Source organism: Comamonas thiooxydans (assembly GCF_002157685.2).
In the GTDB taxonomy this organism is placed as follows: Bacteria; Pseudomonadota; Gammaproteobacteria; order Burkholderiales; family Burkholderiaceae_C; genus Comamonas; species Comamonas testosteroni_H.
Window position 1 is genome coordinate 695,817 of sequence record NZ_AP026738.1, and the last position, 14,096, is coordinate 709,912.

The 14,096-nt window shown below is 66.6% G+C and carries 12 protein-coding genes; 9 read left to right on the plus strand and 3 right to left on the minus strand.

The genetic code is table 11. The features are described 5' to 3' along the window. Positions 1 to 29 precede the first annotated feature (29 nt). From cobA to CTR2_RS03170, 8 genes are all read left to right on the plus strand, one after another. Entirely contained in the window at positions 30 to 854 is an 825-nt protein-coding gene (cobA, locus tag CTR2_RS03135) for a uroporphyrinogen-III C-methyltransferase (protein WP_087085116.1), read from the plus strand. 145 nt (positions 855 to 999) lie between these two features. Beyond that, positions 1,000 to 2,442 carry an NAD-dependent succinate-semialdehyde dehydrogenase gene (locus CTR2_RS03140; RefSeq protein WP_087085115.1) on the plus strand — a complete coding sequence of 481 codons (1,443 nt, stop codon included), beginning with the start codon at positions 1,000 to 1,002 and terminating at the stop codon, positions 2,440 to 2,442. 165 nt (positions 2,443 to 2,607) lie between these two features. Beyond that, entirely contained in the window at positions 2,608 to 4,650 is a 2,043-nt protein-coding gene (locus CTR2_RS03145; protein WP_476390648.1) for a TonB-dependent receptor plug domain-containing protein, read from the plus strand. Positions 4,651 to 4,655: 5 nt separating this feature from the next. Then, positions 4,656 to 5,546: a substrate-binding domain-containing protein gene (locus CTR2_RS03150; protein ID WP_254913456.1), complete on the plus strand. Its 891-nt coding sequence runs from the start codon at positions 4,656 to 4,658 to the stop codon at positions 5,544 to 5,546. 19 nt (positions 5,547 to 5,565) lie between these two features. Further along, positions 5,566 to 6,117 carry a DUF2478 domain-containing protein gene (locus CTR2_RS03155; protein ID WP_087085113.1) on the plus strand — a complete coding sequence of 184 codons (552 nt, stop codon included), beginning with the start codon at positions 5,566 to 5,568 and terminating at the stop codon, positions 6,115 to 6,117. Then, a complete protein-coding gene (locus tag CTR2_RS03160; protein ID WP_087085112.1) occupies positions 6,111 to 7,163 on the plus strand; it encodes an iron ABC transporter substrate-binding protein in 1,053 nt (350 codons plus the stop codon). The genes CTR2_RS03155 and CTR2_RS03160 overlap by 7 nt, the downstream gene beginning before the upstream one ends. 14 nt (positions 7,164 to 7,177) lie before the next feature. After that, positions 7,178 to 8,281, plus strand: coding sequence for a FecCD family ABC transporter permease (locus CTR2_RS03165; RefSeq protein WP_254913455.1), 1,104 nt, complete (start codon positions 7,178 to 7,180; stop codon positions 8,279 to 8,281). Continuing rightward, complete coding sequence (locus CTR2_RS03170; RefSeq protein ID WP_087085111.1) at positions 8,281 to 9,036, plus strand: ABC transporter ATP-binding protein; 756 nt, start codon at positions 8,281 to 8,283, stop codon at positions 9,034 to 9,036. The genes CTR2_RS03165 and CTR2_RS03170 overlap by 1 nt, the downstream gene beginning before the upstream one ends. Positions 9,037 to 9,041: 5 nt before the next feature. Here CTR2_RS03170 and CTR2_RS03175 read toward each other — a convergent pair whose 3' ends face one another. The 3 genes from CTR2_RS03175 to CTR2_RS03185 all read right to left on the minus strand — a co-directional run bounded on the left by CTR2_RS03175 (position 9,042) and on the right by CTR2_RS03185 (position 12,794). Further along, the gene (locus tag CTR2_RS03175; RefSeq protein WP_087085110.1) at positions 9,042 to 11,036 is read right to left on the minus strand and encodes an FUSC family protein; all 1,995 of its coding nucleotides are present in this window, start codon (positions 11,034 to 11,036) and stop codon (positions 9,042 to 9,044) included. After that, positions 11,033 to 11,524, minus strand: coding sequence for a MarR family winged helix-turn-helix transcriptional regulator (locus CTR2_RS03180; RefSeq protein ID WP_087085109.1), 492 nt, complete (start codon positions 11,522 to 11,524; stop codon positions 11,033 to 11,035). The genes CTR2_RS03175 and CTR2_RS03180 overlap by 4 nt, the downstream gene beginning before the upstream one ends. A gap of 181 nt (positions 11,525 to 11,705) precedes the next feature. After that, on the minus strand, positions 11,706 to 12,794 hold the full coding sequence (locus CTR2_RS03185; RefSeq protein ID WP_176391744.1) for a YeiH family protein: 1,089 nt from the start codon (positions 12,792 to 12,794) through the stop codon (positions 11,706 to 11,708). Positions 12,795 to 13,056: 262 nt separating this feature from the next. Between CTR2_RS03185 and CTR2_RS03190 the strand changes: the two genes are divergently transcribed. Then, positions 13,057 to 14,001, plus strand: coding sequence for a LysR family transcriptional regulator (locus CTR2_RS03190; protein WP_087085107.1), 945 nt, complete (start codon positions 13,057 to 13,059; stop codon positions 13,999 to 14,001). Positions 14,002 to 14,096 lie beyond the last annotated feature (95 nt).

Consider the following 14,096-nt stretch of genomic DNA (forward strand, 5'->3'; position numbering starts at 1 on the left):
TGTCCGGCAATGCATATGAAAGGCCAGCCATGACAAACAGCCATGCCACTTCCCTGTCGCCCGCGGGCCGTTGCTATCTGGTCGGTGCCGGCCCCGGCGATCCGGAGCTGCTCACGCTCAAGGCGCTGAGACTGATCCAGTCCGCCACGCTGCTGCTGGCCGATGACCTGGTATCCGCCGACATCGTGAAGCTCGCCAGCGCAAGCGCCCGCATCGTTCATGTGGGCAAGCGCGGCGGGCGCGAGAGCACCTCGCAGGAATTCATCGAGAAGCTCATGATCATGGCGGCCCGCCAGGGTGAGCTGGTAGTGCGCCTCAAGGGCGGCGATCCCTTCATCTTCGGCCGGGGCGGCGAAGAGGTCGAGCATTTGCGCATGGCGGGCATAGCCGTGGAAGTGGTCAACGGCATCACCGCCGGGCTGGCCGCAGCCACCAGTCTGGGCGTGCCGCTGACCCATCGGGACCATGCCCATGGCGTGGTGTTCATCACCGGCCATGCCAAGCCAGGCAGTGCCGGCCATGACTGGCAGCTGCTGGCCGGCACTGCCCGGATGCTGGGGCTGACGCTGGTGATCTACATGGGCGTTGCCACCGCCGCCCTCATCCAGCAGCAGTTGCTGGCAGGCGGACTGCCGGCATCTACTCCGGTGGCCCTGGTCCAGAGCGCCAGCCTGCCTGCACAGCAGCAGATCCTGACCGAGCTGGGGCAGATGACGCAGGCGCTGGCAAGCAGCGGACTGGGCAGCCCCTGCGTGTTCGTGGTGGGCGAGGTGGTCAGGCTGGCCGCATCGTCCGCCGAGGGCCTGGGCGGGCTGCTGGAGCAGGCGCAACTGCGCCGGGTCGTGGGCGCATGAGGTCGATTGCTGACAGCTGTCTCCCTTTTGTCTGAGTGCCGATCCCGCATGACTAGAATTTGTTCGGTAACCCCTGAACATTTGTCACACCTGGTCGCGCCAGTCTGCAGGGGGATAGCGGCGGCCGACACCTATGAGTCATGCGATGAGCACTGCATATCCTGATACCCAGCTTTTGATCGACGGTCAGTGGCAGGACGCTGCCAGCGGCAAGAAAATTGATGTGCGCAACCCGGCAACCGGCGAGGTGATTGGCCGCGTGGCCCATGCCGATATTGCCGACCTGGACCGCGCCCTGGCGGCGGCCGACAAGGGCTTTCAGGTCTGGCGCAAGGTGTCTGCCCATGAGCGCGGCGCCATCATGCGCCGTGCCGCAGCCCTGCTCAAGGAGCGTGCCGACGAGATCGCCGCGCTGCTGACGCAGGAGCAGGGCAAGCCGCTGGCCGAGGCCAAGGTGGAAATCATTGCCGGCGCCGGCATCATCGAATGGTTTGCCGACGAGGCTTTGCGTGTCTATGGCCGCATCGTGCCTTCGCGTCGCCCCGAACAGCAGCAGCTGGTGATCAAGGACCCCGTGGGCCCGGTCGCCGCCTTCACGCCCTGGAACTTCCCCGTCAACCAGATCGTGCGCAAGATCGGCGCGGCCCTGGCTTCGGGCTGCTCCTTCCTGGTCAAGGCCCCCGAGGAGACTCCAGCCTCCCCCGCGGCCCTGCTCAAGTGTTTCGTCGATGCCGGCATTCCTGCCGGTGTGGTGGGCCTGGTCTATGGCAACCCCGCACAGATTTCCGAATATCTGATTGCCCACCCCGTGATCCGCAAGGTGACCTTCACGGGCTCCACGGCCGTGGGCAAGCAGCTGGCAGCCCTGGCTGGCCAGCACATGAAGCGCTCCACCATGGAACTCGGCGGTCATGCCCCCGTGATCGTGGCCGAGGATGCCGACGTGCAACTGGCCGTCAAGGCCGCAGGCGCGGCCAAGTTCCGCAACGCGGGCCAGGTCTGCATCTCGCCCACGCGCTTTCTGGTGCACAACAGCGTGCGCGAGGAGTTCACGCGCGCCATGGTGGCCCATGCCGAAGCATTGAAGGTCGGCAACGGCCTGGAGCAGGGCACGCAGATGGGCCCGCTGGCCAATCCGCGCCGCGTGACCGCGCTGACCCAGCTGATCCAGAACGCCGAGCAAAGCGGCGCCAAGCTGATGACGGGCGGCGCATCCTTTGGCTCTGCCGGCAACTTCTTTGCGCCCACGGTGCTGGCCGACGTGCCTCTGACGGCCGATATCTTCAACCAGGAGCCTTTCGGCCCCGTGGCGGCGATTCGCGGCTTCGACAGGATCGAGGATGCCATTCAGGAGGCCAATCGCCTGTCCTATGGCCTGGCCGCCTATGCCTTCACGCGTTCGCTGAAGACGACGCACCTGCTGTCGCAGGATGTGGAGGCCGGCATGCTGTGGATCAACCAGCCTGCTCTGCCATCGGCCGAGCTGCCCTTTGGCGGTATCAAGGATTCGGGCTATGGCTCCGAAGGCGGCCCGGAAGCGCTGGAAGCCTATCTGGTGGCCAAGGCCGTGGCGATCAGCTGCGTCTGAGTCTGCAAGGCGTCTGATGCAAGGCCACCCCAGGGTGGCCTTTTTCATGGGATGTGTATGCCGTGTGGCTTATGGAGACTGTTTGTCGATCGTTATTCCATAAATGAATAGCGGTGGCTAGAATCGACGGTTTTTTACATTCGACAACAAATTACAGCCCGCGCCATGCCATTGCACTCCACGGTTTCCCAGATCCATCCTCCGAGTTTTGTTCTTCGCCGCAGCTGGTTGTGGGGCGCGCTGGCCATCGTGCCCATGGGCACGGCCTGGGCCCAGGGCGCAGCCGAGGCTGCGAGTCAGACCTTCACGCTGGGCACGGTGGAAGTCAGCGCGCGGCGCGAGGCCGAGGAGCTCGGGGCCGGCGACATGCAGCGCGTCGGCAGTGCCGAGATGGAGCGCATCAATGCCAGCACCGTGGCCGATGCCGTGCGCAATCTCCCCGGCGTGAGCCTGTCACGCAACAATCGCAACGAGGAAATGATCAGCCTGCGCGGCTTCGACTCGCGCCAAGTGCCCATCTTTGTGGATGGCGTGCCGCTGTACGTGCCCTATGACGGCTATGTGGATCTGGGCCGCTTCACCACCTTCGACCTGGCCGAGATCAATGTGGCCAAGGCCGGTGCCTCGCTGCTGTACGGCCCCAATACGCTGGGCGGTGCCGTCAATCTGGTCACGCGTAAACCGGTCAAGCCCTTCGAGGGCGATGTGCGCCTGGGTGTGGGCAGCGGCGGCGAGCGCAGGGCGAGCTTCAACCTGGGCGGTAACCAGGGCAGCTGGTACTACCAGCTGGGTGCCTCCTACCTGGATGCCGATAGCTTTCCTCTGCCCCGGGGCTTCAGGGATTACAAAAAGCAGCCCACCGATACCGGCAACAACCGCGAGAACGCGGACCGCACCGACAAGCGCCTGTCCTTCAAGCTGGGACTCACGCCCAATGCCACGGATGAATACGCCATCGGCTATGTGCGCCAGGAAGGCGAGAAGGGCAATCCCGTCTACACCGGTCAGTCCACGCAGAAGAACGCCGTGCGTTACTGGCGCTGGCCCTATTGGGACAAGGACAGCCTGTATTTCCTGAGCACGACCCGTTTGAACAGCAGCAATGTGCTCAAGACGCGCCTGTACCACGACACCTACAAAAACGGTCTCGACATGTACAAGGACGCCAGCTACACGGCCCATGATCCGACCAGCAGCTACAAGGATGTGAGCAAGGGTGCCAGCGTGGAGTGGATCAACTACGCCTTCTCCGGTCACGAGCTGCATGCGGCCTTCCATTACAAGCAGGACGAGCACACCGACGCGGCCTCGGGCAAGGACCCGCAGAAGCACTACCGCGATGTGACCACCTCGCTGGTGCTCGAGGATCACATTGCCCTGGCCGAGCGCTGGCGCCTGACGCTGGGCCTGAGCCATGACCAGCGCGACGCCAAGCAGGTCTACCAGTGGCCCACGGGCTCGACCAGCGCCACCAACGGCCTGGCGCGCCTGAGCTATGCGCTCACGGCCCAGGGCGACGAGGTCTATCTGATTGCCTCGCACAAGACCCGCTTTCCGACCATCAAGGACCGCTATTCGGCACGCATGGGAACGGCTCTGGCCAACCCCGACCTCAAGCCCGAGGTGGCCAACCATCTGGAGCTTGGCCTGAGCGGCAAGCCCTGGCAGGGCGGCAAGGGCCAGGCGGCGCTGTTCTACAGCCGGGTGCGCGACCAGATCCAGACCATGGTCGTGGACTCCACGGCCTGCGGCGGCAAGACCTGCAACCAGGCGCAGAACGTGGGACGCACGCGCAATGCCGGTTTTGAGGTGTCGCTGGCGCAGCAACTGTCGGCCCAATGGGCTCTGCATGCGGGCTACACCTATCTGAGCCGCACGAATCTCAGCGACCGCAGCATCACCTTGACGGACACGCCGCGCCAGCGCCTGACTGCAGCCCTGCAATGGAATCCGCAGGCCCAGTGGCAGCTGCGCGCCGAGCTGGAGGCCGAGCAGGGCCGCAAGGTGCCGCTGTCGGCCAGTGGCCAGGCACAGGTCTATCAGATGGCCGGCTATGGCGTGGCCAATCTGCGCGCGCGCTATCTGCCACGTCCGGACACCACGCTGGATTTCGGCGTGGCCAATCTGGGCGACAAGTGGTATCAGCTGGCCGACGGTCTGCCCATGCCTGGTCGCAGCTGGTACGTGAACCTGGGTTACCGATTCTGATGGCCATGGAAAACCTGCTCCAGACACCGTTGGCGCGCCGTGAATGGTTGCAAGGCCTGGCCGCTCTGGGCCTGGCTGGAGGTCCGGCCCTGGCGGCCGAGTCAAAGCTGGCTTTGGGCACAGGCGTACAGGTGGCGGCCGTGGGCGGACTGGTGCTGTGCGGCGTGTGGCCGCGCGTGGCAGAGCAGGCCAGCCAGGCTCTGGCCATGCCGGTCACCACCGTGGCGGCAGCACCCAAGGAGGGCGTGGTGCCCGCCTTCGCGCGCGGCGAGGCGCAGATGCTGCTGATCCACGCCAGCGACGAAGCCATGGCACTGGAGGCCAGCGGCATGGCATCCGCCGCGCGTGTCTGGGGCTGGAACGAGCATGTGATTGCCGGACCTGCTCATGACCCCGCCGGCGTGCGTTCGGCCGCTGACGGCACGCAGGCGCTGCGGCGCATTGCCGAGACCGGCTCGCCCTTTATCGCGCTGCGCGATCCTGGCAGCTATACCGTGGTGCAGCGCCTGTGGCGGCGCGGCGGCATACGCCCCGATGCGCGCTGGCTGCGCGCCGACACCGGCCCGCGCCCGCAGGCCGTGCTGGAGCTGGCGGCGCGGGAGCAGGCCTATGCCGTGGTCGGCCATATTCCCTTGGCCTTCGGCAAGATGGGCGCCCCCGGCATAGAGCTGCTGCTGCATGGCGATCCGCTGATGCGCAGACCCTATGTGCTGCTCACGCCGGGTCCGCTCCATCCGGCCACGGTAGCGCAGCGCAGGGCGGTCAGTCAGCTGGCCGACTATCTGCTCTCGGCCGCCGGGCAACAGATACTCAGGAATGCCAACGGCAGCGACGGCACCTGGGTGTTTGCGCGCGACAGCGTGCCTGCGGGCATGAGTGCTGGCGCTGCTGGCTAGAGATCGTCAAAGGACCTGTATGAGCTCCAACTCCAAAGTGCCGCCCCTGGCGGCGCTGATCTACCCGGATGACCAGCACGATATCGAGGCCTTGCTGGAGAGCGTGGCACGGCGGTTGCAGCAATCTGGCCGTAATGTGGGCGGGCTGGTGCATCACCAAAGCCACTATGCCAATGGCAACAAGTGCATGCGTCTGCTGGATCTGCGCAGCGGCCAGCAGTTCGAGATGACCGAGGACCTGGGGGTCAGCTCAAAGGCCTGCAGCCTGAACCCGCAGGCCCTGGCCCAGGCCAGTGTGGTGCTGCGCCAGGCCTTGGCCGATGGTGTGGAGCTGGCCGTGGTCAACTGCTTCGGCCAGCTGGAAGCGGCGGGTGGCGGCTTTGTCCAGGAAATCGCAGGCCTGATTGGGGCAGACATTCCCGTCATTACTGCGGTCGCGGCGCGGCATGAGGCCGGCTGGCAGGCGTTTACGGGCGGAGACTTTGTCAGCCTGCCGGTGGATGAGGAAGCCGTGCTGCGCTGGTGCCTGCAGCAGTTGCAAACGCAGGGCACGGAAGACCTGCCATGCTGACACGTCGCCAATGGCTGCATGGAGGCGCAGCGGTGCTGGCTTCAAGCCTGTACCAGGGTGCGTTATGGGCGCAGGACGGTCGCTTCGTCATTGCTGCTCGATTCGGCTCGCTGCCCGCAAGGCCGGGCCGGGTATTTGCCTCGGGGCCGCCGGCAGGCGTGCTGCTGGCGGCGCTGGCACCGCAGCAGCTGCTGGGCTGGCCCATGCAACTCAGCGATGCGGCGCGCGCCCATCTGGGAGCCCCACTGCAGTCCTTGCCCTATCTGGGGCGCCTGTCGGGGCGCGGCAGCACGCTGCCGCTCGAAAAGCTGCTGGCGCTGCAACCCGATCTGGTGCTGGACTCCGGCACCTCCGATGCCACCCATGTCTCTGCCGCCGAGCGTCTGGCGCGCCAGACGGGCCTGGCATGCGTGCTGGTGCAGGGCAGCCTGCCCGAGCACGCGCGCCAGCTGGGCGAGGTCGGAGCCCTGCTGGGCGCAGCCGAGCGTGGCGAGACCCTGGCCCGACATGCCGACGAAGTCGCCAGGCTGGTGCGCGCCGTGACCGCAGGGCTGGGGGAGCAGGCCAGGCCGCGCGTCTACCTGGGGCGCGGCGCCAACGGCCTGGAAACCGGGCTGGCCGGCTCCATCAATGTCGAGGTGATCGACTACGCTGGCGGCCGCAATGTGGCAGCCCAGGCCGGTACGGGTGGACTCACGCGTGTCTCCATGGAGCAGATCCTGGCCTGGGACCCCGAAGTCATACTGACCCAGGAGGCCGGTTTTGCCGAGCGCGTGCGCCAGGACCCCTTGTGGCGCGGCGTCAGCGCAGTGCGCAGCGGCCGTGTGCACTGCGCGCCCGTGCTGCCCTTCGGCTGGCTGGACGGCCCGCCCAGCGTGAACCGACTGATCGGCGTGCGCTGGCTGCTCGAAAAGCTGCATCCGGGCCGGCTCGCCCGGCAGGACGCAAAGCCCCTGGAGCAGGCGGTGCGTGAGTTCTATGCGCTGTTCTACGGCGCCCAGCTGTCGCCGGTGCAGTTGCGGGCGCTGCTGGACGCCGCGCGTTGAAGGCGTGTGCCTGCATGAAGTCCTTTGATTCCGGACCAGACGGTGAGCGTAGCCAAGGTGCTGCTCTGAGGGCGGACGCCAGCCAGTGCCGCCGGCGCGGCCCGGTGCGTGGGAACCTGGGTTGGTGGACAGCCCTGGTCTTGCTGGTTCTGGTGCTGCTGTGGGCGCTGGGTTCGGGCCAGTTTGCGCTCGCGCCGGCACAGCTGGCCGAAGCATTGTGGGCGCGTGCTACGGGGGCGGCGTCGCCGCTGCCGCCAGCGGCCGAAACCGTGCTCTGGAACATCAGGCTGCCACGCATCGCAGCCGGCATGGCGGTCGGTGCGATGCTGGCAGCGGCAGGCGCGGCCTACCAGGGCATGTTTCGCAATCCGCTGGTCTCGCCCGACATCCTGGGTGTTTCGGCCGGTGCCGGCCTGGGCGCCGTCGTCGCCATCTATCTGGGCCTGTCGATGTTCGCCGTGCAATGGCTGGCCTTTGGTGGCGGACTGGTCGCCGTGGCCGTCGTAGTGGCTATCAGCGCCTGCGTGCGCAGGCACGATCCGGTGCTGGTGCTGGTACTGGCCGGTATTGCACTGGGCGCCTTGCTGGGCGCCGGCATTGCCCTGATCAAGACCCTGGCCGACCCGAACACCCAGCTGCCGTCCATCACCTTCTGGCTCATGGGCGGGCTCTCGGCCGTGACGCTGCAGGAAGTGGCCGCCACGGCGCCTGTGATGCTGGCGGCCCTGTTGCCCTTGCTGCTGCTGCGCTGGCGCATCAATCTGCTGGCTCTGCCCGATGAGGAAGCGCGGGCTCTGGGCGTGCCGGTCGGGCGGCTGCGCCTGGTGCTGGTGGTTTGCGCCACCCTGGGCACGGCGGCAGCCGTATCGCTGGCCGGCATCATCGGCTGGGTCGGGCTGGTGGTGCCGCATGTGGCGCGCCTGCTGGTCGGCCCTGATTTTGTGCGGCTGCTGCCGGCTTCAGCTCTGCTGGGTGCGGGCTTTGTGGTGGCGGCCGATACGCTGGCCCGCACCATGGCGCGCATCGAGCTGCCGCTGGGCATTCTGACGGCCCTGGTCGGTGCACCATTCTTTCTGTATCTGCTGGCCCGCACGGGACGCCGCGAAGGAGAGGGCTGATGGCGGTGCTGGAGTTGCAAGGACTGCGCACCGGCCACGGTCGCCGCGTGGTCAGCGAAGCGGTGGACCTGTCCATTGCCGCCGGCGAGGTGCTGTGTCTGCTCGGCCCCAACGGCTGTGGCAAGACCACGTTGTTTCGCACGGTGCTGGGCCTGTTGCCGCCGCTGGCGGGTCGGGTGCTGGTGCAGGGGCAGCCGGTACAGCACTGGCCGCGTGCGGAGTTCGCGCGCCGCGTCGGCTATGTGCCCCAGGCCCAGGCCGGGGTGTTTGCCTTCGAGGCGCTGGATATGGTGCTCATGGGCCGCGCCGCGCGCCTGCCGCTGCTGGCCAGGCCCTCCGGCGTGGACCGGGTCATGGCACTGGCCTGCATGGAGCGGCTGCAGATCGTCCATCTGGCCGAACGCCGCTACACGGAGCTCAGCGGCGGCGAGCGGCAGCTGGTGCTGATTGCGCGCGCGCTGGCGCAGGAGCCGGCGCTGCTGGTCATGGACGAGCCCACGGCCAGCCTGGACTTCGGCAACCAGATCCGCGTGCTGGAGCAGATCGAGGCGCTGAGCGCCCAGGGCATGGCCATGCTGTTGTCCACCCACCAGCCCGAGCACGGCTTGCGCGTGGCCAGCCGGATTGCTCTGCTGGGCCATGGGCGGCTGCTGGGCGTGGGCGAGCCGCGCGCCGTGGCCACGCCCGCAGCGCTGGCTGAGCTCTATGGCGTTAGCGAGGCGGCGATTGCCGCCCATCTATCGGGCGGCCGCTGAAGCGGTCAGCGCAACGCGGCGCTGGAGGCAAAGAAGGCCGGATGCTCGCGGATGTCCTGGGCAGCCAGTCGCAGTTGCAGCGCCTGCTCGGGCTGGCGCTGCTGTATGCGCCGGGCCAGGCCTTGCAGCAGCGGCACGGCCCTGGCGGGAGCACTGGGCAGTTGCTGCAGTCTCTGCAGCGCGCTGCGCACACCACGCAAGGTGCTTTCGGACAGGAGTGCATCCGCCTGCATCTGGTGCAGGATCAGCACGGCCTTGCCCACCCTCAACGCGGCCAGACCGCAGTCGGCCGCGTCCTGCACGGCGGGGGCGCTGACTTTTTCGGAGGCGCGCACCAGGCGCAGCAGGCGGTGGTAGAGGCGGGCGCGCCACACGCGCACGTCGCGGGCGTGCACCGGAGCGGAAGCCATGTCCTGCAGCTCGTGAACCATCATGGCGCGCAGGCCGTTGAGCCTGCCTTGCGCGGTGACGGGCAGGATGAAGCGATAGGCCACCCAGCCGGCCAGCGGGCCGGTGACGATGGCAAACGCCATGGACAGCGAGTGGCCCACATCGAGCTGGTAGGGAAAGTGCGGCGACAGCGCCAGCAGGATCACCATATTGCAGTCGAAGCCGTACAGCGTGGTGCGGCGGTGGCTGAGCAGCAAGGCGCCAACAAAGATGAAGGGCAGCATCATCAGCACCATCTGCAGCTGGCTGCTGGCGAACGGCCAGGCAAACCACTGGCAGGCCAGTGCCACGCCGGCGCCCATGGCCTGGCCCAGAATCACAAAGCGCATGGTGAAGACCGGGTTCTCGAACGAGGAAAACACGGTGATCATCACCGACAGGCCCAGCAGCATGTAGGCGCCACCATGCCAGCCCGTGACCACCCAGACCAGTCCGACCAGAAAGATGGCGCTGAAGGCCCGCAGCATGGCCCGGCGCGCGCCCACCCAGTCGCTGTGCAGGACCACGGGCAGCTGGCGTGCGCGATGGTGGGCCGGCAGCGTCAGGTCGCTGGCGGCCACGAAATGGGCCTGCAGGGCCAGGCCGATATTGCCCAGGATTTCCTCGGCATGGCCCCAGCCTGCGGCCGCGCTGCGGGCCGTGGCAATGGCATCGATGGCGGCCAGCGGTGCAGGCTGGGTTTCCAGCAGCTTGGCGGCCTGCTCCAGTGCGGCCGTCATGATCCGGGCCTGCTCGGCCGTGAAGGCGGGGGTCAGGGTCTTGCCCGTGCTGTCGCGCAGCCAGAGCAGGGCCGAGATCTGGGTGTTGATCAGGCGGCGCAGCGCCCGCACGGCGCGGCGCGAGCGCTGCGATCCGGCGGCATGCGGGTCCAGTCCTTCCTCGATGGCGGCCATCACGGCCAGTCGCTCGGCCAGGTCCCTGGGGCTGAGTGCGCTATGCCCGCTGGCCGTGGCCTGTGCCGCATCGGCGATGTCGCGCAGCAGGCGGGCGCAGAGTCGTCGCACCCTGCCGTCGCCGGGTATTTCGGCGCCCACGGGCGTGAACAGCCAGCCCACGACAAGGGCGGTGGCCACGCCGGTCAGCGCGGTAAACAGGCGATCCCAGCCTAGCGCGTAGACATGGGCGGGGTTGCCGTTGTCCAGCAAGGCCACCATGGAGGCCGAATAGCCGGCCAGCATCGTGCCGTAGGAGGCAAAGCTGCGCTGCAGATTGCCCAGACCCGCGCAGATGCCAATCCACACCGCCAGTCCTGTGACCAGCCAGAGCAGATCGCCATTTGCCACCAGTACCAGCACCACGCCGGCGGCCGTGCCGAGCAGCGTGCCCGTGGTACGGAAAAAGCTTTTCTCCAGCAACTGGCCGCGCAGCGGCTGGGAAGCGGCCCAGACCGTCATGCCTGCCCATTGCGGGTGTTCCAGCCCCAGGGCCCAGGCGGCGAACACGGCAATACAGGCTGCAAAAGCCGTGCGCAGATGCTGGCGCAGGCGGGCGCTGTCAAAGCCCCATCGCGTGGCGCTCTCCAGCAGACGGTCGTAGGCAGCCACGCTCATGCGCGCTCCTCGGTGCCGGGGTGGGCTTGGGCCGAGTGCTGCTCGTGCATCTGCTCGATGCGGGCGCGAATCTTGTTGACGCCGTCCAGCATGGCCTCGACCTCGGAGTCCTGCAGGTCTTGCAACAGACTGAGTTCGGCCTCCAGCATGGTGGCGCGGATGCTGTCCACGGCGCCATTGCCTTCGGCCGTGAGAAAGATGCGCTTGCTGCGGCGGTCGGCCGCATCGGCGCGGCGCTCCACCCAGCCCTTGCCTTCGAGAATGTCCAGCAGGCGCACCAGGCTGGAGCCGTCCAGGCCCACGCGCTCGGCCAGTTCCTTTTGCGTCACGCCGTCGCCCCAGGCGCGCAGGTGCAGCAGCGGCGTCCAGGTGGCGTCGGTCAGGCCGCTGGCGGCCAGCTGTTCTTCGACAAAACGCCGCCATTGGCGGGTCAGGGTGACCATGAGAAAGCCCAGGCGGTCGCGGGAAGGTGCATCGGCAAAAGACATGGGTGGAATTTTGATGCTTTTGCAATTAATTTGCAATTCAAACTAATTGAGTCTGCATTGATATATAGGGTATTCCCTTGCTATCGTGCTGCATAAAAAAAGAGAGCGACAAGCGCTCTCTTTCAAAGGGTTTCAGACCTGTAGATTTTCTAGTTCTAATCCAGTCAGGCGCGAGCCGCTATCAAAACAGTGTTGGAATCCAGAGATTCAGTACCAGGCCGGCGACCAGCAGCCAGGCGAACAGAGCCAGGGCCAGAATCAGGGGCTTGGTGCCGGCAGCACGTACGGCGCGGATATGGGTGGTCAGGCCCAGAGCGGCCATGGCCAGGGCCAGCAGTGCGTTGTCGAGTTGAATGCCGACGCTGACCACTTCCTTGGGCAGCACGCCCAGGGAGTTGACGCCGGCCATGGCCACGAAGCCCACGGCAAACCAGGGAATGGTGATCCGGCTGGCGGGCTGGCCGTTGTTCACACCCAGGGCCCGTTCGCTGCGTGTCAGCCACATGGACAGCACCAGCAGGAAGGGCGCCAGCATCATTACGCGCACCATCTTGGCGATCACCGCCGTATCGGCGGCCTGGCTGCCGATGGCTTCGCCGGCGGCCACCACCTGGGCCACCTCATGCACGGTGGAGCCGACGAAAACGCCGTACTGCTGCATGCTGGTGTCTATCCAGCCGTACTCGACATTCCAGTGGAACAGCGCCGGGTAGAGAAAGGTGCCGATGGTGCCGAACACCACCACGGTGGCCACGGCCACGGCCACGTCCTCGGCACGGCCCTTGACCACGGGTTCGGTGGCCAGCACGGCAGCAGCGCCGCAGATGGAAGCGCCGGCCCCCACCAGCATGGTGGTGCGCTTGTCCATGCCCAGCAGCTTCTGGCCTATCCACTGCGCCAGCAAAAAGGTGCTGGACAGCACCAGCGCATCGATCACCACACCGGCCATGCCGACCTGGCCGATGTCCTGGAAGGTCAGGCGCAGACCGTAGAGCACGATGCCGGTGCGCAGCAGGCGGGCCTTGGTGAAGGCGATGCCGCTGGCACACTGGCTGGCGATGGCCGGGTAGACGGTGTTGCCGACCAGCAGACCGATGATGATGGCCAGCGTCAGCGCGCTCAGGCCGTTGTTCTTGATGACCGGAAACTGCGCGGCCCAGGTGGCCACGGCGGCGATGGCGCCCGCCAGCAGCAGGCCGGGAACCATCCCGCCGGTTTTGTGCATCCAGCCTTGCGAGGGTGCGGAGTTTTTCAGTGTTGTAGTGTTCATCGGGACCTTTCGCAGCAGGCAAGACAACAGGTCTGATTGCCGGCATGGAGGTCACTTTAGATTTCTTGGTTATATTTGTATAACTAATAGTTTTTGTAAGATCAACCTATAAAACAGGTAGATTGAGCTTTTTGCCTCCTGCAATTCGACTCAATCATTGACCGGATGAGCCGGTGCTGGAGGGGCTGTGCCCGTTTTTGGCTGGTAGGCCAGGGCTGCTGGCGAGCCTGTTGTCATCGATACGAAACTACGAATCATCGTCATGCTGCACCTCACCTTGCGTCAGTTCGAGATCTTCTGCGCCGTGGCCCAAAGCGGGACCACGGTGGCGGCTGCAGAGGCCGTGGCGCTCTCGCAGTCGGCCACCAGTGCCGCGCTGCAGCAACTGGAGCAGGGCCTGGGCGTGCAGTTGTTCGAGCGCGTGGGCAAGCGCCTGGTGCTCAACGATGCGGGCCGCGCGCTGCTGCCCCAGGCCCTGGGCGTGCTGGAGCAGGCAAGAGGCATAGAGCAGACGTTTTCCGCGCGTGCGGCCAATATGCCGGTGCGCCTGCGCGTGGCGGCCAGCACCACCATCGGCACCTATGCGCTGCCCGAGGTGCTGGCGCGGCTGGCACGCTCGCATCCGCTGGTGCGCGTGGACCTGCAGATCGCCAACACCCAGGAGGTGGGCGAAGCCGTGCTGGCCATGGAGGTCGACATGGGCCTGATCGAGGGCAGCAGCCACTGGCAGGGGCTGGAGGTCGAGCCCTGGCTGCGCGACGAACTGGTCATCGTGGCATCGCCGCAGGACCCGCTGGCCGAGCAGGCGCGCAGCAAGCCGCTGGGCGTGGCAGCGTTGCGCAAGGCGGCATGGCTGCTGCGCGAGGCGGGATCGGGCACGCGCGAGATGGTCGAGCATGCGCTGCTGCCGCATCTGCACCAGTTGCCTGCGACCGCCACGCTGGGCAGCTCCGAGGCGATTGCACGCTGTGTCGAGCAGGGGCTGGGCATCAGCTGTCTGTCGCGCGTGCTGGTGCAGTCACAGTTGCAGGCTCGTGCGCTGGAAATCCTGCCCACCACCTTGCCGCGCATGTGGCGCAACTTCTCTCTGGTGCAGCGCGCCGGAAAGCGTCGCTCGCCCGCGCTGCAGGCCTTTGTCGATGCCTGCAAGGCCGGCGAGCCGCCGCCGCTCGAGCCGTCCGCAGCCCAAGCGCCAAACATGCTGTAGCGCTTGAATGACAGTCGCAGACAGCTATGGTTTTCTTGACAATGATTTTGCTTGCGGCGGCGGGTTTTGCCCCTATATTGGATAGACAAGTCGGG